We start from the raw sequence: 21,350 nt of genomic DNA, 5'->3' as shown, positions 1-21,350 counted from the left end.
GGACTCTACAAACTTACACCCTTGCCCTCAAGCACCCGGAGCGCTGCCTCAATGAAAACACCCCACACACTGACACTCGTGATAACACTCGGCCTGGCGCTCTCCGTACAAGCCCAGACGCCTGTTCAAGCGCCGATGCAGGGATTGACCGTCGCCAACTTCGGCGGAGCCAACGGCAAAGCCCAGGATGTGGCTTTCATCCAGCCTTTCAAGGCAGCCTACAAAACCGATGCACGAGGGGTCGAGTACTCAGGAGAGCTCTCGGCCGTCCGGACCATGGTGACCGAACGCAAGAGCGAATGGGACGTGGTTGAAGTGGAGTCCGCGGACCTGAAGGCGGGATGTGATGCCGGCCTGTTCGAGCGCATCGACCGCGCCAGCATTCCCCATGCCGGCATGTTGCTGCCTGGTACCGTGCAGGATTGCGGCGTCGACGCTTTTGTCTGGTCCACCGTGATGGCCTACGACCCAGGCCGGTTCAAGGAGACACCGCGCAACTGGCAGGATTTCTGGAATGTGCAGCGCTTTCCCGGCAAGCGGGGCCTGCGCAAGGGTGCGCGCTACAACATGGAAATCGCACTGATGGCCGACGGGGTCCATCGCCGCGACGTGTACACCACACTCGCTACCGAGGCGGGCGTCAAGCGCGCTCTCGCCAAGCTCGAGCAACTCAAGCCCCATATCGTCTGGTGGGAATCGGGCTCCCAGCCACCCCAGCGCCTGGCCTCCGGCGAAACCACACTCTCAACCGCCTTCAACGGCCGCATCGCCGCGGCCAACCGCGAGCGGCTCACCCCGCTGGCCATCTCATGGCAGGACGCCGTGTATGAACTGGACTATTGGGTCATCATCAAGGGCTCGCCGAGGCGCGAGCTGGCACGCGCCTTCGTCAGTTTCGCCACTTCGGAAGAAGCGCAGCTGGCCTTTTCGCGTGAAATACCCTACGGCCCCACCCACTTCAACGCCATCCTGCGCTACGACACCGGCCGCAGCCGCACTGCCGCCAGCGCACCGGTCACGGACCTGTCCATGGCGAATAGCGACTTGCCGTCGGCGCCCGGCAACATGCGCCGGTCGCTCGCCTTTGACCCCGCTTTCTGGACACGCGGTAGCGGGGCCGAGCTGGAAAAGCAGTTCGCCCAACGCATGAAATAGCCTGCCGGCCGGCAAGAGCCGCCGAGCCACACTGGCTGACCGGTCCCCACACCTGCATTTCCCTCCTTTCATCCGGAAACCCGAAAACTGTCAGAATAAAAGCAGTTCCGGGCTTTCCATCACGCCCCCCGTTTTTAGGACACCAGCACATGGACATGAAAACCTCCCCCATCTCCCTTCTCAAAGACCCCAGCATTTTCAAGACCGACGCCCTGATCAATGGCCAGTGGGTAGCCGGTCCATCCCGCTTTGATGTCAATGACCCGGCCACCGGCCTGAAGCTGGCCGATGTGGCCAACCTGGGCGCCCAGGATGCCGAAGCCGCCATTGCCGCGGCCAACGCGGCCTGGCCCGCATGGCGCAGCAAGACCGGCAAGGAGCGCCACGCCATCCTGCTCAAGTGGTACCAGCTGCTGATGGCCAACCAGGAAGACCTGGGCCGCATCATGACGGCCGAGCAGGGCAAACCCTTTGCCGAGGCCAAGGGCGAAATCGCCTACGGCGCGAGTTTTGTCGAGTGGTTTGCCGAAGAAGCCAAGCGCGTCAACGGCGAGACCCTGCCCCAGTTCGACAACAACCGCCGCCTGATGGTCATCAAGCAGCCGATCGGCGTGTGCGCGGCCATCACGCCCTGGAACTTCCCGCTGGCCATGATCACGCGCAAGGTCGCCCCTGCCCTGGCAGCCGGCTGCCCGGTGGTCATCAAACCGGCCGAGCTCACACCGCTGACGGCCCTGGCCGCCGCCGAGCTGGCCATCCGCGCCGGCATCCCGGCCGGCGTGCTCAACGTGCTGACAGCCGACAGCGCCAATAGCATTGCCGTGGGCAAGGTGTTCTGCGCCAGCGACGTGGTGCGCCACATCAGCTTCACCGGCTCCACCGAAGTTGGCCGCATCCTGATGGCGCAAAGCGCGCCCTCCATCAAGAAACTGGCGCTGGAACTGGGCGGCAATGCCCCCTTCATCGTGTTCGACGACGCCGATGTGGACTCGGCCGTTGATGGGGCCATGGCCAGCAAATACCGCAATGCGGGACAGACCTGCGTCTGCGCCAACCGCATTTATGTGCAGGATGGGGTGTACGACCAGTTTGTCGAGAAATTCGCCGCCAAGGTCAAGCTGCTGAAAGTCGGCAACGGCTTTGAGGACGGCGTGGTGCAGGGCCCGCTGATTGAGGACGCCGCTGTCGACAAGGTGCAGCGCCATGTGGATGACGCGATGGCCAAGGGCGGCAAGCTGCTCGCGGGCGGCCACAAGATCAAGGGCCAGTTTTTTGAGCCGACCGTGATCTCCGAAGCCACCGCCGACATGCTCTGCGCCCGCGAAGAAACCTTTGGCCCCTTCGCACCGGTGTTCCGCTTCCAGAAAGAGCAGGAGGCAATTGACGCCGCCAACAACACCGAGTTCGGCCTGGCCAGCTATTTTTACAGCCGCGACATCGGCCGCATTTACCGCGTGGCCGAGGCGCTGGAATACGGCATGGTCGGCATCAATGCCGGCGTGATCGCCACTGAACATGTGCCTTTTGGCGGCGTCAAGCAGTCCGGCCTGGGCCGCGAGGGTTCCCGCCATGGCATGGAGGAATACCTGGAGATGAAGTACCTGTGCCTTGGGGACATCCAGCGCTGAATCGATTCACTCACAGCAAACAGCGAATCGAACCAACATGCGCCTGCTGCTTGTGGAAGACGAAGCCGAGATGGCCTCGTGGCTGGTGCGCGCATTCAAGCAAAGTGGCTTTGTGCCCGACCATGCGCAGGACGCCGGCACCGCCGAGTCACTGCTGGCCGGCAATGACTACGACGCGATCGTGCTCGACCTGCGGCTGCCCGACAAACACGGGCTGAACCTGCTGGCCGATATTCGCAAGGCCGGCAACCGCACGCCCGTGCTGGTGCTGACCGCACAGGGCTCGCTTCAAGACCGGGTAAAAGGCCTGAACGTCGGAGCCGACGACTTCCTGACCAAACCCTTTGCGATTGAAGAACTCGAGGCCCGCATCGCCGCGCTGGTTCGACGTAGCCGGGGGCGCTCACACGCGCCGCTGCAGTGCGGTTCGCTCTCATGCGCCCACGACAGCCGCGCCTTCACATTGGCCGGCACGCTGCTGCAACTCACGCCGCGCGAAAGCGCCGCGTTGTCGGTGCTGCTGGCGCGCAGCGGCTCGCCGGTAGAAAAGTCGCAGCTCTCGGCCAAAGTCTTTCCGGCCGACAGCAATGCCGGCCCTGACGCCATCGAACTGGTGCTCCACCGGCTGCGCCGCAAGCTCGACGGCGGCGACGTGCGCATCGTCACCGTGCGCGGCCTGGGCTACATGCTGGAGTCGCATCAAGCATGATCTGTCGTTTTGCACTCGTCCTCGCCGCACATCGCCGCGTTGCAGTCCTTACCCATGCTTCAGCATGGGCGGCGGCCTGCGCCTTGCGCTGCGCACCGATGACTTTGCGCAAATCCGACAGCTCATACTTGACGCGACTCTAAGCCTCACACATGCAGATACTGCGGACTGACCCCGACCGCTTCGGCATACGCGCGCGACTGCTGACGCTGCTGCTCCCGGCCATCCTGGGCTTGCTGGCCCTGGACAGCTGGAACGACTACCGCGCACTACGCGGCCAGGTGCAGGACGCCTACGACCAGGCCATGCTCGAATCCGTCCATGTGCTGCGCGGCAGTCTGTCGATGGGTCCGGACGGTTTGCTGCACCTGAACGCGCCACTTGCGGTACAGGCGGTGGTTGATGCCGCCGGCCCGCTGCAAAAGTACCTGCATATCGGATTGACGCCGCAAGGGGTGGGCTCAGCAAGTGAGGTGACCTTGCTAGGCGCAACCGACCTGCCTGCACCGCCGCAGCAGGCCCCCTCGCCCTCTTCCATCGCCTCCCCCGTGGTCTGGTACGACAGCGACTACCGGGACCATCCAGTGCGTGTGGTGGCGCTTCAAAGCAAAGTGCTTGACGAGCGTGGCCAGGCCTTTGACCTGCTGATCCAGGTGGCCGAAAGCACCGAACCACGCGACCGGGCGCAGGCGGCCACGCTGCGGCAGGAGTTGATACGCGACACCCGCATGGTGCTGGTGATGATCCTGCTGGTCTGGCTGGGTGTGACCTGGTCCCTGCGGCCGCTGGAGCGCCTGCGCAAAACCGTGTTGGAAAACAAAGGCCGCGACCTCAAGCCGCTGGACACCACCAACGTGCCGCATGAAGTGGCACCGCTGGTCGACGCCGTCAACCAGCACCTGGCCAGCTACCGCGATTTGCTTGAGCAACAATCGCAGTTCCTGGCCGACGCATCGCACCAGCTGCGCACACCGCTGGCCATCATGCTGACGCAGGCCGGCGTCGCGCTGCGCGAAAAAGACCCTGAGCAGCTTCACACGACCTTGCGCGCCATGGTCGTGCAGATCTCGCGCAGCCGGCGTCTGTGCGAGCAACTGCTGTCGCTGGCCCATGCGAGCGACGGTGCGCCATCCGAAGACGCGCCTGCCGTCGTGGACCTCAACAGCATCGCGCGGGACGTGGTGCTGCAGCACCTGGCGCTGGCCCATGAGAAAAATCAGGACCTGGGCCTGGACGCGGCTGAAGATGCACCGGTGCCCGACCCACTGCAAAAAAACCCTGCAGTCCCGGTACTGGCTCGCGGCGCCGAACTGCACGAGGCGCTGTCCAACCTGGTGCACAACGCCATTGTCTACACCCCGCCGGGTGGGCACATCACCGTGAAGGTGAGCGCCGGCGATGGCGCGGCGCTCGCCGAGGTGCGCGACGACGGCCCGGGCATAGCCAAAGCGCGGCACGCGGAAGTGTTTGAACGCTTTCATTCGGCCGGCCCGACGGAAAAAGGCGCGCGCGGCGCCGGGCTCGGTATGGCCATCGCACGCGCCTATGCCAGACGCAACGGTGGTGACATTGAGTTGGCCGATGCTGGCTTCGGCTCCGGCTTGCGCGCCATCCTGCGGCTGCCGCTGGCGTCCGACCCCCAGGGCTGACGCACACGGTTGAGCCGTGGCCGGCGGTGCCGCAGGCGCCACCGGCCCTGTTAGTGATAACACGTATTTTGAGTTCGGCTGCGTAAAACGAAAGCCGATTGGAAGCCTCGCTTCCTAACATCCGCTCCATCCCAAACGCCCCAGCCGGTTGCAACTTGTGCACCAGCCAAAGGCAGGGCCACCATCAAGGAGACACGGATGAATCACCCCCCGTTTGTGATAACGCCCGCAGCGGCGCAGCCATGGAGAAAACCGCTATGAACATGAAGAACCGTAACTTCGTGCGGGGCCTCTGCCTCATGGCGATCGCCCTGCTCTTTGGCGGGGTGTCGCTGAATTACACAGTAGGCGAATTAAGCCGCTCCGGACCCGGCATGTTTCCCCTGATCGTGAGCTCCCTGCTGTTTGTGATTGGCGTGCTCACAGTGGTGCGCTCGCACTTCTATGACCCCGTCCCCCTGGACTACGGCGTCAAAAATATCGCCCTCATTCTGCTGAGCCTCGTCGGGTTTGCAGTGATCTCCCACTACATCAACATGATCCTTGCCATCATATTTCTGGTGTTTTGTTCCACGCTTGCAGGTACGTCGTATTCCGTGGTGCGCAACATCAAGATCTCGGTAGGCCTGATCCTGGTTGCCTTTGCCTTCAAAAACTTTCTCGGCCTTAGCCTGCCCCTCTACTGATGGACATCCTGCATAACCTCTCGCTGGGTTTCGAGCACGCGCTGACCTGGCAAAACCTTCTTTATTGCGCTCTTGGCTGCACGGTGGGCACACTCATCGGGCTGCTGCCGGGACTGGGCCCTTTGTCGACCATCAGCCTGCTGCTGCCCCTGACTTATTCCATTCCCACCGGCGGCGCACTCATCATGCTGGCTGGCATTTACTACGGGGCCCAATATGGCGACAGCGTGAGCGCCATCACGATGAAGATCCCGCATGCCAGCAGCATCGTCGCCTGTATAGACGGCTACCAGATGACGCTCAAGGGAAAGACCGGCCTGGCCCTGTTCACCGCGGGCATTTCCAGCTTCATTGGCGGCACCGTGGCCATTGTGGTGCTTTCGACCCTGGCTCAACCATTGGGTGAAGTGGGCTTCCTGTTTGGGCCGGCTGACTACTGCGCCCTCATGCTGCTGGGTTTTTTCTGCGTGAGCTTTGTCAGCAGCGGCAGCCTGCTCAACGGCCTGGCCATGGCCATGGTCGGCGTCCTGCTCGGGATGGTCGGTACCGATGTGAACAGCGGCACTGCGCGCTACACCATGGACCTGCCGTTCCTGATGGACGGGATTGGCCTGATCAGCATCGCCCTGGGCTGCTTCGGCATTGCCGAGGTGGTGAAAAATCTCGACAACAAAAATGTTCTCACGCCGTTCAACGGCGAAATCAAGCTCATGCCGACCTGGCCCGAGTTCAAGCGCATCATCCCCAGCGCCCTGCGCGGCAGCATCATCGGCTCGGTCCTGGGCATACTGCCCGGCGGCGGCCCCACGATTGCCCAGTTCGCCGCCTACGCCGCCGACAAGAAGTTCAGCAAATACAAGCACGAGATCGGCACCGGATGCATCGAAGGCGTGGCCGGGCAGGCCGCCGCCGACGAGGCCGCCGCACGCACCAGCTTTATCCCGCTGATGGCCATCGGCATTCCCGAAAATGCCGTCATGGCCCTGATGATGGCCGCCTTCGTCATCAAGGGGATCCAGCCCGGCCCCAACATGATCGCCAGCCACCCCGATTTATTCTGGGGTCTGGTAGCCAGTATGTGGGTGGGCAATTGCTTTCTGGTCATCCTCAACGTGCCCCTGGTGCGCTACTGGCTGTCGGTCTTCAAGATTCCCTACACGGTGCTGTTTCCGGCGATTCTCTTTTTCTGCTGCATCGGCACCTTCAGCATCAACAACAGCCTGGACGACATCTACATCACAGCCGTGTTCGGCCTGGTGGGCTATTTGTTTTTGCGCCTGGAGATGGAGGCCGCGCCACTCCTGCTGGGTTTTATTCTGGGCCCCATGCTGGAGGAAAATTTCCGCCGCGCCATGCTTCTCAGCCGGGGCAGCTTCAGCGTGTTCGTCAACCGACCCATCAGCGGGACCTTGCTGGCCATGATCGGAACTCTGGTCGTGTGGCAGGTCGTGGTGTTTGTCCGGAAGCTGATCAAGGCGCCCGACCATCACATCCACTCGGACGGCAATGCGCCCGCCGTGCCGCTACCCGCAACCGGTGGTAAATGAGGTCAACGTGAGGCAAAAGCAGTAGAGCCCGCCGATTCTCCCCGCCCCTGAAAGCCCCCAAGCCTCTCACGAGCTTGGGGGCTTGTTTCATGCGGCCGTTGTGTTGAAATGAGCTTCCCCTTCAGGAGACACGCCAACATGAACCGCAGACTCTTCATCCAGGCCGGGGCCGTCGGCTCGCTGGCCCTTTTTGCTCCTTTTTTGATAGCTGCTCGCGCACAACCAGCGGGGGCTGCAGGCACAAAACGTCATGGAATCGTGATCCAGGTCAGCGACAACGACCCCGCCAAATGGAACCTGGCGCTGAACAACGCCAAAAACCTGCAGGACGACGTGGGCGCCGCCAACGTCGACATTGAAATCGTCGCCTACGGCCCGGGCATCGGCATGCTCAAGCTTGAATCCCCCACCGGCTTCCGCATCGCCGACGCCGCCAAGGCCGGCATCAAAGTCACCGCCTGCGAAAACACCATGCGCGGCCAGAAGCTGACCAAGGACGACATGCTGGCCGGCATCAGCTATGTGCCCGCCGGCGTCACGGAAATCATGAAGAAGCAGCACGAAGGCTGGGCGTACCTGCGGCCGTGAGCCGGGGGGGACGAACCCTCAAGGCTGTTCCGCCCCTTCCAGCCGCGCCGCCTGCACAGGCCGGTGAAAACGCTGGTTGAGCTTGCCGCGCCAATGGTTGATGAGGTGGTAAATCAGCTGGAAGCAGACGGTAAAGATCACAATCACCAGGCCTATCAGCAGCACCCGGTCGCCGGCCTTGGGCAGGGTTTCGATGGCGCGCAGCGTGATCGTTGTGGCCTCGACCACGCCGACCGCCGCGCCGAAACCCGAAGACAGCACCATCACAAAAAACGCGCGCACCAGGCCCATCACAAACAGCATGGCGGCCACGGGCGAGCCGCTTCTCAACTGCCGCATGGCCTCGACCGCGTGATCCGACACATAGGCCGCCGCATACAGCGTGAGCGACAGCACCACGGCCAGCCACGGCGTCATGGTGAACTGCCGGTGCGGGGAACCTATGGCCGGCACGACGTTGACCAGGAAAAACATCACCACAAAGGTGGGCACGGTGCGCATCAGCGCGACCAGCCAGGCAGCCGGCGTGGCAGCCAGGCCGTTGCGAAAGCGCGCAAAAGCCAGCGGCGCGCCCAGCAGCATGCCGCCCAGCAGCGCGCAAATGGCGATCTGGAAATTGACGACCAGGGCGGCCAGGAATTCCGGGATAAAGCGCGGCAGCAGCTCAAGCATAGGAAGCCCTGCTCAAGGCCAGCCGCGACTGCCAAACGTCGGCCAGCTTGTGCACCACCGCGACCAGCAGCATGTAGAAGATCAGCAGGAAAGTGTAGGTGTTGATGCGTTCGCTGGAAAACGACGCCACGTCGGTCAGCGCGGCCAGCAGCTCGGGCACGCCCATCACCGACGCGGCCGGGCTGCCCCGGGTGGCGTTCACCATGAAAGCCACCATTTGCGCGCGGGCCCGGTAGACCGCCGCGCTCAGGGCGGGCCGGGCCTGTGCGCGCTCCTCGCGCAGCGTGAGCATGGCCTCCGCGACGGCCTGCCCGGCGTTGCTGCCGTTGAACAGGCCCAGCACCAGAACCGCAGCGGCCAGCGCGACCAGCGGCGAGGTGGCGCCCATGGCACCGACCACCACGCCGGCCAGGATCATCAGCAAAATCAGCGGCGTCGATTGCATGGGCCACAGCACGCAGCGCATGGACCAGCGCAGCCAGCGCATGCGGGACGTGAGGCCCGCGCCAAAGGCCAGCGCGAAAGCCCAGGTCGCCAGCACGGCGCCCACCACCAGCAGCACGGAGAACCAGACCCCTTCCAGCAGAAGGTCCAGCGCCACCCAGATCTTGAACATGGCCAGCGTGACCCGCGTGCCGGTGGTGTGGTAGATGAAGTTCTCAAGCCGGTCGACCAGGGGCGCGAAGGAGGTGGGCTGCAGCTGGTTGTCCAGCGGCGCCATCACGCAGGCCGGATCGTTCAGGGCGCTGATCTGCGCGCAGTTGCTGCCGGACCAGAGCCGGCGCTGCTGCGCCAGGAAGGGCGAGTCCGCCCCGTGCTTTTTGGCCAGCGCCTGCAGGGCGCCCGAGATGTGCAGCTGCTGCATCGACAGCGCCAGCACGTCCGCCAGGCGCGCGCCGCCGTTGCGTGACACGGCCGCGCCCCAGGGCAGCGGGGCGAAGCCGAACTTGGTGTCGTAGGCCGCGGCAAACGCGGGCTGCTGCAGGTAAGACGCAAAAAAGCTGTCGTCCTGCGCGACCAGCGAGCAACCGCCCAGGCGAAGCTCATCGACCAGGCTGGAGGCCTTGTCAAACAACTTCAGGCGCGCGCCATTGACCGACAGCTCGGCATTGGTACTGTTGCCCACCGTCACGCAGACCGTGTTGCCGCGCAACTTGACCAGCCCCCCGATCTCCAGCTCTTTGCGCCCCAGCACAATGGTCTGCGACTGGTAGTAGTGCGGCCTCACGAACAGGGCTTCACGGTCCCGCTGCAAGGTGTGGCCCATGGTGGCGATGACCATGTCGACCCGCCCTTCGCCGAGCAGCGCCAGGCGGTTGGCGGGCGTGACCACCACAAACGCCGGCTCAACGCCGAGCGAGCCCGCCAGCTGGTGCGCCAGGTCGATTTCAAAGCCCTGCAGCGCGCCCGCCGCGTCCTCGAAGGCAAACGGCGGATAGCCGGTGCGCACGCCCACCCTCAGGGTCTTGGTGCACAGCACGCGCGACAACACATCCACCGCCTGGTCGCAATTCCGGCCTTGCGGCGCGCCGGCCTGGGCCGCGGGCGGCGGCTGTTGCGGCGGCCGGCCGTCCTGGGCGGCCGCGGTGAAACACAGCAGTGCCAGGCTGAGGGCCAGCACGCGGCGCATGGCAAAGCGGCTTTCAACCACGCCGCGGATTCGCATCAAGCTTCCTCGTGCTTCCAGCTGATTTCAACCAGGTCGAAGTCGACAAACCAGTAGGAGCCCATCCTGTGGATGCCCTCCCCCAAGAAACGCGACAGCACCTGCGGGCTCAGGCTGACCTGCTTGTGCGCGGGCAAAGGCACCGAAGCACAGTAGGCGATGCGCGCCTGCAGGCCCAGGGCCTCGACCATCGCCTGTGTCTTGCTGAAATCGAGGAACACGTTGTGGGTCATGACGGCCAGGCCGCCGGGCGCCAGGTGGCGGGCCAGGCCCTGCAGGAAGGGGTCGACACTGCGGCGGCCGTCGATACCGCCGGCGCTCCAACTCGGCAGCCGTCCATCGCCCTCGATGTGCTCGGCCGCGAACTGCGGCAGGTTGGTCACCACCAGGTCAAAGCGCGCGTCGCCGCACACGCTCCACATGTCGCCCTGCAGCAGGCTGGCATTGGCCTGCAGCCCTTCCTGGTCCAGCAGTTTTTGCGTGGCCTGCACGGCCAGCGCCTCGAGCTCGACGCCCAGCGCGCTTTGCGCGCCCAGTGCCAGCAGCATCGCCATGATCACGCCGCTGCCCGGCCCCATCTCCAGCGCCCGGGCCGCATGCACACGCCCCGGGTGCTTGCGCAGGTAAAGCAGCAAAGCGGCGGTGTATTCGCTCGGACTGAATAAATTGGTTTCGTTCAAAACAATTCTTCTTGCATCCCGAAAGGCGGCTTTGACACTGGGGCGGCCGGCTTGAAGCACGGTCGAGCGATAGTAACCTATGGATACACCTTTGTGATTACAGGCAGGCGCCGCTTGCCCATGCCTTTGAAGCTGGCACCGCAGTGTAAAATTCGCCGCAAGCCCGCTACCGGCGCGGCTCAGCGCCAAGTGGTTCATCAGCAGCCACCCAAACGCGGGTGTAGTTCAATGGCAGAACGGCAGCTTCCCAAGCTTCATACGAGGGTTCGATTCCCTTCACCCGCTCCAGATTTCGAACAAGGTCTTTAAGTTCTTTGAAGATTTAGCATCCGACCTCAACTGTTGCGCCAAGGTCCTGCAAAGGATGTTCATGGCAAAGGCTGGCTATCTCTATCGCCGCAGCAAACTTTCAAAATATCGCCCGAGAGCCAGGTTGAATTCCTGGGGGGCTTCCAGTGCCGGCAGATGCGCCGCGCCCTGAAGTACCAAGCTTTGGGCCCCGGGTATGCGCCGCGCAACAAGCGCGCATCTTTCCTGCAAGTGCGGGAGGTCAAGATCGCCCCACATCACGAGCGTAGGCGCTTTGATCGCTTCCAGCTGTTCCCATGCTGAAGGTTCTTCGGATGCCGGGCCAGGGTTGGCGGCCCGTAAAGCGCTACCGTTCATCGAGAGGAAGAGCTGGCGAATCTCACCTCCTACTCGCTCCGGCGGACTCAAGGGGCCGTCCAGCCAGAGACGAGCCTGAAGCTCATTCTTTGCATCCAGGTCGCCCTGCGCCGCAGCGGCGCTGATCGCATCCATCAGTGCTTTGACCGGATCCCCGTATTGCGGCGCCGGTGCACCGCTCACCCCGGGCGCAACAACCACCAAACCGCTCACCCGGTCTGGCCGCGCCAATGCGGCGTCGATGGCGACGCGGCCTCCCATGGAACAGCCTACCAACACCGCACGGTCATATCCCAAAGAATCCATCACATCCCAAAGGTCGGCCACATTTGAATACGGCGTTGGACTCACTGTGCGCGACGCTCCAAAGCCGCGGCGGTCGTAGCTGATTACAGGGTGAGCTGTTGCCAGCCAGTTCCATTGGCCTTGCCACATTCGCCGGTCTGCGACGTTGGCGTGCAGCAAGACAACCGGCGTGCCAGTTGCGCCGTGGTTTGCCTCGTATTCCACAGCCAGCAAAGCGCCAGGAACTTCAACCAGCTTCATTGTTTTCATGGCTATGACGATACTGATCGCAGACCTTGGATGTCAAGCCGTGATTGCCGTTGGCAGCGGCCAGCGCATCACGATGATGAATATGCCCGGCAAGGTCAGGCCGCTGCGGGCCAGCCCGTCTTACGGATTCCCGCGCCGCTTCAACCACCTCATCAGGCTGCCGACCACGGGCAGCTTTTCATAGAGTTCTTCAGCCGCGTCCCAGTAGTCGCGGTGCAGCGTGATGCGGCCTTCGCCGTCCAGCACCAGGTGCGAGCCGCCCAGGATGCACTGCGCCCTTCCCCGCTGAAAACGTTTGAAGGCAAAGTGGAACTCCCAGGTCAGAAAGCATTGCGTGCCTTGCACGATGCGCCCGGTGATGACGAAGCGCGGGTTCTCCAGGGTCTCATACATGTGGCTGTAGATCTGCTGGATCGCGGGCAAGCCATGCACATCGTTGAACGGATCTTTAAAACGTGCATCGGGAGCGTAGATGGCGCCCAGCGTTTCCACGCCCGCGGGGGTGAGGGTCTGGAAGGTGTCTGCAATGCGGTCGACAGCGTAGTTGGCGAAGTTCATGAATTTCTAGGCCTGCCTGAGGCGGCGGGTCGCCGCGAAAAACAAGGGGTAAGGCAAAAGCCGCAAGGCTTTCATCCAGAGGGTAAAGCGTTTGGGGAAGTGGATTTCAAATTCTCCGCGTGCCCAGCCCCGCAGTATTTCGCTCGCCGCCTGTTCGGGGCTGATCAAGGCGGGCATTTTGAACTGGTTCTGTTGCGTCAGCGGTGTGTTGACAAAGCCGGGGTTGATCAGCGAGACACCGACACCCTGGGCGTGCAGGTCCAGGTACAGGGTCTCGGCGAGGTTGATGAGCGCGGCCTTGGTGGGGCCGTAGGCCAGGCTGTTGGGCAGGCCCCGGTAGCCGGCCACGCTGCCCATGAGGCTGATGTGGCCGCGCTGGCCGGTGCGCGTATCCGGCTGTCGCGCCAGCAGCTGCGGCACCACGGCGTCCAGCATGTAGAGCGCGCCGAGGTAATTGACTTCGTTGTGGCGCAGCAGGTCGGCCAGGTCCATGTGGGCGGCGTCCATGGCGTGATAGTGGCCCGCGCAGTACACGACGCAGTCCAACGCATCCTGGGCGGCCAGGGCCGATGCCGCGGCCTTGACCGCGCACGCGTCGGTCACGTCCAGCGGCAGGGCAAGGGCGCCGGGGTGTGCGTCGACGAAGGCGTTGAGCGCATCCGCGCCGCGGGCCGACACCACCACCTTCGCGCCCCGGGCGTGCAGCGCTGATGCGGTGGCTCGGCCTATGCCGGTGGAGGAGCCCACCAGCCAGACCGTGCGGCCGCGCCAGTCCGCGATGCGAGAGTTCAGTGCCATGGCTGTCTATCGCTTGGTGAAGGACAGCGTCACTTCGCCCAGGCCCACACCCCACTTGCGCATGGCGGCCTTGTTGAGCATGACTTTGTCGTTCATGAGGTACATCCAGTCGTCAAACTGCACGTTGATGACCCGGCCGTCCACCGGCAAGGCCAGGGTGTAGGCCCAGTTGAAGGCGTTGCCGCTTTGCCGGCCCTCGGCGGTGCCCACCACGTCGTCGGCCTGGCCGGTGTAGTGGCCGTCGGCATGGCGCGTCAGGCGCCAGATGCGCCGCTGGGTCGTGCCGTCGGAATAGCTGAAGGCTTCGTCGAGCACGCCGGCGTCTCCCTTCCAGGTGCAGGTCATCACCACGCTAAAGCGCTTGACGACCTTGCCGGAGCGGTCGGTGAAGATGCCGTAGGCGTCGAGCGTGCCGTTGAAGTAGTCGCGCAGTTCCAGCACCGGGGTTTCCCTGGCGTAGTCCTGCACTTGCGGCGTGCTGCATGCGCCCAGCAAGGCAGCGCACACGACGACGGCGAGAAGGCGTGAGCGGTGGAAAAAAGTGCGTTGTGTCATGGGGTGTGCGGCTGGGCCGTGGTTGGGAGGATGAAAAAATGGAGCGCGCCGGCCGCCAGGGCTTTGAGCGCGCAGGGCAGGAGGCAGTAAGCGGCGGTGAGCAGGGCGGAGGCGTTGGCGTCCCGCACGCCGGGCACATAACCGAGCCAGCCGAGCAAAGGCAGGGCCAGGCCGGCGGCCAGCGCGAGGTTGAGCTTGGTGGCGAAGTTCCACCAGCCGAAGTAAGCCCCTTCGGCGCGACCGCGGTCACCGGCCCTGGCAATGACGCCGGCCAGCAGCGCGCCGGGCAGGACCAGGTCGCTGCCCAGGGCCGCGCCGGACAAGGCGCACACCAGCAAAAACCAGGGCGCGTCGCCCGCGCCCAGCCGGCTCGCGCCCAGAAAAACCGCGATGGACAGCAGCATGCCAAAGCGCCAGCTGTGCGCCAGCCCCCAGCGCTTGACCCCGCGCAGCCACAGCGGCATGGACAGCGCGCCGCACACAAAGTACACGGCCAGCGCGGCGGACTGCATGGCCTCGCTGGCCAACAAACGGTCTTGCAGGAAAAACAGCACCAGCGTGGCAGGGATGGCGCTGGCGATGCCGTTGAGCAGGTAGACGCCCAGGAGGCGGCGAAAGTCGGGGTTGCGCCACGGGTGCCGGAGCGCGCCGGCGGTGCTGTCCGCGGCGCTTGCCGCCGCATGGCCGCGCTCGGGCCGGGGCGCCGCGCGCCAGGTCCACCAGCCGCCTGCCAGGCCGGCGACCAGCAGGGCCAGCATGACGGTCACGCCCAGCAGCGCGGGCGTGACCGACGCGAGCAGCACGCCCACCAGGCCCAGCCCCTCGCGCCAGGCCACGACGCGGCTGCGATACAGCGCGTCGCCGCCCAGCATGGCGCCCCAGGACTGGTGCGCAATAGACAAAGCGCTATAGGCTGCATAGGTCACGACCAGCCAGAACCCCGCCCACCAGAGCAGTGCGGTGGGATCACTCACCAACGGCACAAACAAAAAAGAAAATCCCACGGCGAGAACGGCTCCCGCCAATGCGCCCATCACCAGCACGGCGCGAAGCGAGACGACATAGAGTCGATCGCACAAGCGGCCCAACAACGGATCAATGACCGCATCAAGCAGGCGCGCCCCCAGGAGCACGGCGCCCAACGCCGCGAGCGAGACGCCCCAATGGCGCGTGTACAGATTGGGCATTAATACATACAGCGGCAAGGCGCAAAACGCCAGGGGCAACCCCAGCAGGCCGTAGCGCGCCCCGCCGCTCAGACCCAGAACCCGGGGCTCCGCTTCGATGCGCGCGGCCATAGAGGAATTCATGGTGCGGCACCCACCGGGGCCGGGGATTTCTCCTGCGCCAGCAGCGCGCGGCGCATTTGCGGCTCGGAGGTTTGCGGTGACAGCCAGATACCGAAGAAGAGTTTGGCAAACAGCGGGTCGCGCACTTCACCGAGCAGGCGGCCGTTGCTCCAGAATACCGCGCCCGTGGCGGGCTGGTGCACCCCGGTGATGCGATCGCCGGTTTTGACATCCGGGAACAGCGCGCGCATCTGGTTTTCCCAGGCAACTTCCTGCGCCGGGGTCATGGGGGTGACGGGCGCCTGGCGGCGCATCTCCGCAATGGATCGCCGGGCAATGTCGGCCCCTTTGAAGTCACGCAGGTAAGCCAGCTCCAGCGCAAACGGGCTTTTTTCATAGGCTGGCCCGTCGAATCCTGGTGCGACCCAGAGGGTCGCCCGGTAAACCTCAAGGCCCCAGAATTTCAAATTAGCCTGACCCGACAGGCTGGCCGCGGGCAAGGCGGAGCGCAGCTCTTGCGGCAGGGGCAGAGCCTGAACTTGCAAGCAAGACAAGCACCCAATGACCGCCAATATCGCGCAAGCAGATGCGTTTTTCATATCGAAAGCGCTTCAGGTTTGCGCAAGGTGTACTGCATCAGGTTGATATCACCCGTGTCAAAGGCAGCCTCGCAGTAGCCCAGGTAAAACTCCCAGATGCGCATAAACCGTTCGTCAAAGCCGAGCGCCGCCACCTCGGCCTTGCGGGCGATGAAGGCGTCGCGCCAGCGGCGCAGCGTCTCGGCGTAGTCCGCGCCGAAGGCGAATTCGTCCACCACCTCCAGCCCCGCGGCCTGGGCCTGGCAGCGGAACTCCCGCGGGCAAGGCAGGCAGCCGCCGGGAAAGATGTACTGCTGGATGAAGTCGGTCGAACCGACATAGCGGTCGAACAGTGCGTCGTTGATGACGATGCTTTGCACGCAGGCCCGCCCGCCGGGTTTGAGCAGGCGGCTCACGGTGGCGAAGTAGGTGGGCCAATAGGCCTGGCCCACGGCTTCCACCATCTCGATGGAGCAGATCGCGTCGAACGGCGCATCCTGGATGTCGCGGTAGTCCTGCAGGCGCAGGTCGGCCCGCCCGCCCGCGCCGGTGCCGACGTCCAGGCGCTGCATGCGGGCATTGGCATAGGCCAGTTGCTCGGTGCTCAGCGTCACGCCCACCACGGCCGCGCCGCGTTCGACGGCGGCCTGCTCGGCAAGCGCGCCCCAGCCGCAGCCGATTTCCAGCACGCGGTCGCCGGACTTCACATTGGCCATTTCCAGCGCGCGGCGCACCTTGGCGTTCTGCGCCTCGGGCAAGGAGCGGGACAGGTCGCCGTCAAACCAGGCGCCGGAGTAGTTCATGGTCTCGTCCAGCCACAGGCGGTAAAACGGGTTGCCCAGATCGTAGTGGGCATGGATGTTCTTGCGGCTGTTGGCGCGGCTGTTGTGGTGCAGCAGGTGCTTGACGCGGTACAGCAGCAGCCCGAACCATGTGCCGAAGATCATGGCGTCGACCTCCCGGCGGTTGGCGGAGAACAGCTTGAGCAGTTGGGTCAGGTCGGGCGTACTCCAGTCCCCGGCGATGTAGCTCTCGGCAAAGCCAATGTCGCCGGACTTGAGCGCGGCGCCGAACACCTTCCAGTTGTGCAAGGTGATGCTGGCGCTGGGGTGTCCGGGCATATGCATGTCGTGCTGCTGCGGGTGCTCGCCAAAGCGGCGCTGCGAGCCGTCGGGCAGGTGCAGGGTCAGCGCGCCGTGGCGCAGGTTTTGCAGCAGGCGCAGCGCGCTTCGGGCGGCGGCCGGCGCATCATTTGGAAACGCAAGGCCTTGGACGGTGCGGGTAACGGCGTTCATGTCGGACTCCTGGAATGGGGCTTATGCATTGCGCGTGCGCCTCTAGCGCGAGACAAGGCTTTGCGGCGGCGAGGGTTTGCGAAAGAAAGGCACTTTTTTCAGCCACAGGCGCAACGCCTGGACGTGGATGTGCAGCACCACGCCCAGCGTCATCGCGGGATAGCGCCACAAGGCGCCGCGCAGGACGGCGGGCGTGATGGCCTGCAGCGTGCCGCTCACGCTGGTCTGCAGCACGGCGGCGTCGGCGACGACTTCGTCGTAGAAATCCACGCGGGCCACCGTACGCGCCTGTCCGTCCTGTTCGCCGTGTTCGCTGCGCATGAAGCGAAAGCGGTAGTGGCCCTGCACCGGGTTGAAGGGGGAGACGTGAAACACCTTGTCCGCGCGCTGCTCCACGCCATAGCGCGGGGCGTCCAGCACATAGCAGTGACGCTCGCCGAAGGTGTTGTTGACTTCCACCACGATGGCGCGCAGACCGCCCTCGTGGTCGCCCGCCGCGCGGTGGCAATACCAGAAGCTCACCGGCTTGAAGGTGTAGCCCAGCACGCGCGGATAGGTGTGCAGCCAGGCCTCGCCGGTCGCGTCATGGATGCCCTCGCGCCGCAACACTTCGTCCAGCCAGGCGATGGCGCCGCCCTGCTCCGGCGCGCGCCCGTCGCCGTGGTCGGCCTCGAAAAAGCTCAGCGCGCCCCCGCGATTGATGCGCCACTGGCCCGGTTGCGGCGCCTGCTTTTGCAGGCTGCGCAGCGGCAGCATCAGGAAGTACGTGGGGTAAACAAACGCGTGGCGCCGCGGGCGCAGGCGGGTGTGGCGCACCTGGCCGAAACCGATGAGCGGCACGGGCTGGCTCATGCGTCCGCCAACAGCTGCGCGGCGGCAGCCAGCCCGGCCTTGAGGCCGTCTTCATGAAAGCCGTAGCCCATCCACGCGCCCGCAAAGTAGCGATGGTTTTTGCCCTGCAGCGCCGGCATGCGGGTTTGCGCCGCCACGGCGGCCAGATCGAAAACCGGGTGGGTGTAGTCGTACTCGCCGATGATTTTTTCCTGTGCGATGGGGCGTACCGGGTTCAGGGATACGACCACCGGCTGCTCCCAGGGCAGAGGCTGCAGGCGGTTGATCAGGTAGTGCAGGCACACCCGCGCGCCCTCCTGCCCGGCTCCGCCCGCGCGCTCGTAGTTCCAGGCCGCCCATGCGGCCCTGCGCGTCGGCAGGGCGGAGGCATCCGTGTGCAGCACGGCCTTGTTGGACTGGTAGTGAATGGCTCCCAGGGTTTCACGCTCCTGCGCCGTCGGCGCGGTCAGCATGCGCAGGGCCTGGTCGGAATGAGTGGCGATGATGACCTTGTCAAACAGCTCGGCGCCCGCGTCGGTGTGGATGCGCACGCTGGCTTTGCCGTCCGGCGTGTTGCCAACGTGTTCGATACGGCGCACCGGGGTGTTCAGCCGCTTGTCCGCAATGCCCTCGATGATTTTTTCGACATAGCGCCTGGCACCGCCCTGCACGGTCCACCACTGGGGGCGGTTGGTGATTTGCAGCAAGCCGTGGTTGTGGCAAAAGCGCACCATGGTCGACACCGGGAACTGCAGCATCTGCGCGGTGGGGCAGCTCCAGATGCAGGCCATCATGGGCAGGAAGTACCAGTCGCAAAACGCGGCACCGAAGCCGTGCTCGTCCAGGAACTTTCCGAGGGGTTGGCCCAGTTGCGCATCGGTTCCGCTTTGGGCCATGCGACTGGTCAGGGCGTTAAAGCGCAGCAGGTCGCGTAGCATGCCCCAAAAGCGCGGGTTGGCCAGATTGCCGCGTTGCGCAAACACGGTGTTCAGGCTGGAGCCGCTCCATTCCATGGTGCGGCCGTTGGCAAAATCGTCGGTCTGCACCGAAAACGACATCTCTGACTTGACGCTTGCCACGTCCAGCTCCGCCAGGAGCTTGATCAGTTGCGGGTAAGTGCGCTCGTTAAGGACCAGAAATCCTGTATCCACCCCATGGGTGACCTCACCGCGCGGTGTGGGAAGCGTCACGTCGACGGTGTGGGTATGCCCGCCAAACCAGGCGCCCGCCTCCAGCAGCGTGATGTCTGCCTTGCCCCTGAGGGCGTGGGCGGCCGCCAAGCCTGAAATACCCGAACCGACGATGGCTACTTTGATTGACACCCGCACTCCTTGAATTGCTCAGGTCAATTCTATACTACTCAGTATTTATTAAAACTATTCAGTATTAATATTTCCTCATAATTCTTTTTTCAAACTAAACTGGCTAAAATCACAGCATGACGAGCCCCCTCCCCCCCAAGGCCTCCTTCAAGGCACAAATGCTGCTGGCGCGTGAAGACGCCATCATCCAGTCGGTGAACCGTTTGCTGGCTGAAAAAGGGTTTGAAGCCATGACGGTGGACGAAGTGGCGGCCGACGTGGGCATTGCCAAAGCCAGCCTTTACAAGCACTTCCCCAGCAAGGAAGACCTCGCCGCGGCGGCCATGGTGTCCGTCATGCGCCGGGCGCAGGCCTTTCTGGACGACTTGCAGCCCGAGTTGTCCGCCGTGGACAAGCTGCGCAAAGTAGTGGCTTGGACCATGGGCCTGAAGCTGGCGGGTGAAATGCCCTCGCTACCCAGCCAGAACTCCAGCCTGCGCACCGCGCTGATAGCCAACAAGGACTACATGGACGGGCTTATGGACGTGAGTGACCGGCTGGGAGCCTGGATTGAGGCGGCGCAGGCACAAGGCGCCCTCAACCCCAAGCTCCCGCCCATTGCGGTGCTGTATACCCTGTATGCCCGCGCCTGCGATCCCGTGCTGGAATTTTTGAAAATGGGAGAGCTGTACACTGACGATGAAATTGTCGCCCTGGTGCTGAGCACGTGCTTTGAAGGCCTTGAAGCCCGCTGATTGCCGGCGCACAGGGGGCCGACCTTAGGGACCGGCATAACTGCTTCGGAGCCTTCCAGGATATCTGTGCCTTGAGTTCCTTCGTAACCGCGTACCCCAACCATCGGGGCTGTGCCGGCTGCGTGCCCTTTTGGCACTGCGGTATTGAGTTTCCGGGTCAGGGTCGGTGCGTCAACGCATCACGATGATGAAGATACCCAGCAAAGTCAAGCCACTGCCCGCCAGCGTGGTGGCCTTGATGGCGTCCTGGTCCTTGAACAGCAGATGGCTCAGCGGAAAAACCAACACCGGCGTACACAGCGTGACCAGTGTGGCAACGGACAGCGGGATGTAGCGCATGGCGCCGATCACGCACATCTGCGCTGAAATGGTGGTCACGCCGATCAGGGCGTACAGCGCCATGCCACTGCGGCTGGCTGAGCGCAGGCGGGCCGCCATCGCACCCTTGTCGGCGCTGAAAACCAGGAGCAGCGCCAGGCCGCTGGCGGCGCCTATCAGCGCGCCCACGACGGGTTCATTCCAGCTGCGCACCGCCGATCCCCTGAGCACATTGCCGATCGCATACGCCAGCGAGCTGCCCATACCCAGCAAAAAAGCGGATTGCAGCGCCCGCTGAAGCGCGGTGGATTGCACAGGCGCAGGTGCGGGGCCTCCGTCGGGCGCCAGTGCTGCCGTGGAAGCGCGGCGCGAAAAAAAACCGGGCTTGTAGCTGACCAGCATCAGGCCGCCTATCGTCATGACCATGCCCAGCGCCACCAGCATGCTCAGACGCTCTCCCAGCAGCAGCCAGGCCATCAGTGCGGTGAACAGCGGGCTGCTGATCTGGAAAACGCTGGCTTTGGCCGGTCCGAAACGCACCACGGACTCGTAAAAAAACCAGCGCCCCAGGTAGGTGGCAAACGCACCGGCAGCGGCAAAAAGCCAGAACGCCTGCGCATTCCAATGCAAGCCATCCGTGCGCAGGCCCATCTGCACCAGCGTGGCCAACGCAGAAAACGCCACGTTGGAGGAAGCTGCGATGAGAAAGCCCAGGCCAAGCTCCAGGCGGCTGGATGCCACCTTGGTGACCAGAATGGAGACCGTGAAAAGCAGCAGCGCAACGCTGGCCAGCAGGTAACCGAAAAAGGTATCAGACATCCAGATCAAGCATCAAATCGGCATCAAGCCCTTATAAGACGGGCGCAAGCAG

General features: G+C 64.1%; 21 protein-coding genes and 1 tRNA gene. 9 read left to right on the top strand and 13 right to left on the bottom strand.

Features of this window, described 5'->3' with window-relative positions:
* Positions 1–51: 51 nt before the first annotated feature.
* From ACXJKE_RS08785 to ACXJKE_RS08755, 7 genes are all read left to right on the top strand, one after another.
* Positions 52–1,155 (top strand): ABC transporter substrate-binding protein, encoded by a 1,104-nt coding sequence (locus ACXJKE_RS08785; RefSeq protein WP_457280206.1) that lies wholly within the window; start codon positions 52–54, stop codon positions 1,153–1,155.
* 149 nt (positions 1,156–1,304) lie between these two features.
* Positions 1,305–2,783: an NAD-dependent succinate-semialdehyde dehydrogenase gene (locus ACXJKE_RS08780; protein ID WP_457280205.1), complete on the top strand. Its 1,479-nt coding sequence runs from the start codon at positions 1,305–1,307 to the stop codon at positions 2,781–2,783.
* 37 nt (positions 2,784–2,820) lie between these two features.
* Complete coding sequence (locus ACXJKE_RS08775) at positions 2,821–3,492, top strand: response regulator (protein ID WP_457280204.1); 672 nt, start codon at positions 2,821–2,823, stop codon at positions 3,490–3,492.
* Between the two features lie 152 nt (positions 3,493–3,644).
* Complete coding sequence (locus ACXJKE_RS08770; protein ID WP_457280203.1) at positions 3,645–5,141, top strand: sensor histidine kinase; 1,497 nt, start codon at positions 3,645–3,647, stop codon at positions 5,139–5,141.
* A gap of 263 nt (positions 5,142–5,404) precedes the next feature.
* Entirely contained in the window at positions 5,405–5,827 is a 423-nt protein-coding gene (locus tag ACXJKE_RS08765) for a tripartite tricarboxylate transporter TctB family protein (protein WP_457280964.1), read from the top strand.
* Positions 5,827–7,374 (top strand): tripartite tricarboxylate transporter permease, encoded by a 1,548-nt coding sequence (locus ACXJKE_RS08760; protein ID WP_457280202.1) that lies wholly within the window; start codon positions 5,827–5,829, stop codon positions 7,372–7,374. Before ACXJKE_RS08765 ends, ACXJKE_RS08760 begins: the two co-directional genes overlap by 1 nt.
* A 138-nt stretch (positions 7,375–7,512) precedes the next feature.
* Positions 7,513–7,962: a DsrE family protein gene (locus ACXJKE_RS08755; RefSeq protein ID WP_457280201.1), complete on the top strand. Its 450-nt coding sequence runs from the start codon at positions 7,513–7,515 to the stop codon at positions 7,960–7,962.
* 18 nt (positions 7,963–7,980) lie between these two features.
* On the opposite strand, the gene ACXJKE_RS08750 is transcribed toward ACXJKE_RS08755, so the two are convergent.
* The 3 genes from ACXJKE_RS08750 to ACXJKE_RS08740 are packed head-to-tail and all read right to left on the bottom strand — an operon-like array spanning position 7,981 to position 10,980.
* Entirely contained in the window at positions 7,981–8,634 is a 654-nt protein-coding gene (locus ACXJKE_RS08750) for an ABC transporter permease subunit (RefSeq protein WP_457280200.1), read from the bottom strand.
* Positions 8,627–10,300: a transporter substrate-binding domain-containing protein gene (locus ACXJKE_RS08745; RefSeq protein ID WP_457280199.1), complete on the bottom strand. Its 1,674-nt coding sequence runs from the start codon at positions 10,298–10,300 to the stop codon at positions 8,627–8,629. Before ACXJKE_RS08745 ends, ACXJKE_RS08750 begins: the two co-directional genes overlap by 8 nt.
* The gene (locus ACXJKE_RS08740; protein ID WP_457280198.1) at positions 10,300–10,980 is read right to left on the bottom strand and encodes a methyltransferase; all 681 of its coding nucleotides are present in this window, start codon (positions 10,978–10,980) and stop codon (positions 10,300–10,302) included. The genes ACXJKE_RS08745 and ACXJKE_RS08740 overlap by 1 nt, the downstream gene beginning before the upstream one ends.
* Before the next feature lie 214 nt (positions 10,981–11,194).
* Between ACXJKE_RS08740 and ACXJKE_RS08735 the strand changes: the two genes are divergently transcribed.
* Positions 11,195–11,268: transfer RNA gene (locus tag ACXJKE_RS08735), tRNA-Gly, on the top strand.
* Between the two features lie 102 nt (positions 11,269–11,370).
* Here ACXJKE_RS08735 and ACXJKE_RS08730 read toward each other — a convergent pair.
* The 9 genes from ACXJKE_RS08730 to ACXJKE_RS08690 form a co-directional block, all read right to left on the bottom strand.
* Positions 11,371–12,201, bottom strand: a complete 831-nt coding sequence (locus tag ACXJKE_RS08730; RefSeq protein WP_457280197.1) for an alpha/beta fold hydrolase — start codon at positions 12,199–12,201, stop codon at positions 11,371–11,373.
* A gap of 120 nt (positions 12,202–12,321) precedes the next feature.
* Positions 12,322–12,759 (bottom strand): nuclear transport factor 2 family protein, encoded by a 438-nt coding sequence (locus tag ACXJKE_RS08725; RefSeq protein ID WP_457280196.1) that lies wholly within the window; start codon positions 12,757–12,759, stop codon positions 12,322–12,324.
* Positions 12,760–12,765: 6 nt separating this feature from the next.
* A complete protein-coding gene (locus ACXJKE_RS08720) occupies positions 12,766–13,557 on the bottom strand; it encodes an SDR family NAD(P)-dependent oxidoreductase (protein WP_457280195.1) in 792 nt (263 codons plus the stop codon).
* Between the two features lie 6 nt (positions 13,558–13,563).
* The gene (locus tag ACXJKE_RS08715; protein ID WP_457280194.1) at positions 13,564–14,112 is read right to left on the bottom strand and encodes a DUF3833 domain-containing protein; all 549 of its coding nucleotides are present in this window, start codon (positions 14,110–14,112) and stop codon (positions 13,564–13,566) included.
* Positions 14,109–15,422, bottom strand: coding sequence for an MFS transporter (locus tag ACXJKE_RS08710; RefSeq protein WP_457280193.1), 1,314 nt, complete (start codon positions 15,420–15,422; stop codon positions 14,109–14,111). Before ACXJKE_RS08710 ends, ACXJKE_RS08715 begins: the two co-directional genes overlap by 4 nt.
* Positions 15,419–15,946 carry a chalcone isomerase family protein gene (locus ACXJKE_RS08705; protein WP_457280192.1) on the bottom strand — a complete coding sequence of 176 codons (528 nt, stop codon included), beginning with the start codon at positions 15,944–15,946 and terminating at the stop codon, positions 15,419–15,421. Before ACXJKE_RS08705 ends, ACXJKE_RS08710 begins: the two co-directional genes overlap by 4 nt.
* Positions 15,947–15,996: 50 nt before the next feature.
* Entirely contained in the window at positions 15,997–17,274 is a 1,278-nt protein-coding gene (locus tag ACXJKE_RS08700; RefSeq protein WP_457280191.1) for a class I SAM-dependent methyltransferase, read from the bottom strand.
* 42 nt (positions 17,275–17,316) lie between these two features.
* Positions 17,317–18,126, bottom strand: coding sequence for a DUF1365 domain-containing protein (locus ACXJKE_RS08695; RefSeq protein WP_457280190.1), 810 nt, complete (start codon positions 18,124–18,126; stop codon positions 17,317–17,319).
* Positions 18,123–19,421 carry an NAD(P)/FAD-dependent oxidoreductase gene (locus ACXJKE_RS08690; protein WP_457280963.1) on the bottom strand — a complete coding sequence of 433 codons (1,299 nt, stop codon included), beginning with the start codon at positions 19,419–19,421 and terminating at the stop codon, positions 18,123–18,125. The genes ACXJKE_RS08695 and ACXJKE_RS08690 overlap by 4 nt, the downstream gene beginning before the upstream one ends.
* Before the next feature lie 122 nt (positions 19,422–19,543).
* Between ACXJKE_RS08690 and ACXJKE_RS08685 the strand changes: the two genes are divergently transcribed.
* Positions 19,544–20,161, top strand: coding sequence for a TetR/AcrR family transcriptional regulator (locus ACXJKE_RS08685; protein WP_457280189.1), 618 nt, complete (start codon positions 19,544–19,546; stop codon positions 20,159–20,161).
* Between the two features lie 171 nt (positions 20,162–20,332).
* On the opposite strand, the gene ACXJKE_RS08680 is transcribed toward ACXJKE_RS08685, so the two are convergent.
* On the bottom strand, positions 20,333–21,298 hold the full coding sequence (locus ACXJKE_RS08680; protein WP_457280188.1) for a DMT family transporter: 966 nt from the start codon (positions 21,296–21,298) through the stop codon (positions 20,333–20,335).
* Positions 21,299–21,350: the final 52 nt, after the last annotated feature.

It is taken from the genome of Polaromonas sp. P5_D5 (assembly GCF_054049435.1).
The sequence above is the reverse complement of the archived record's forward strand: the minus strand, read 5'-3'. Positions and strand labels throughout refer to the sequence as shown.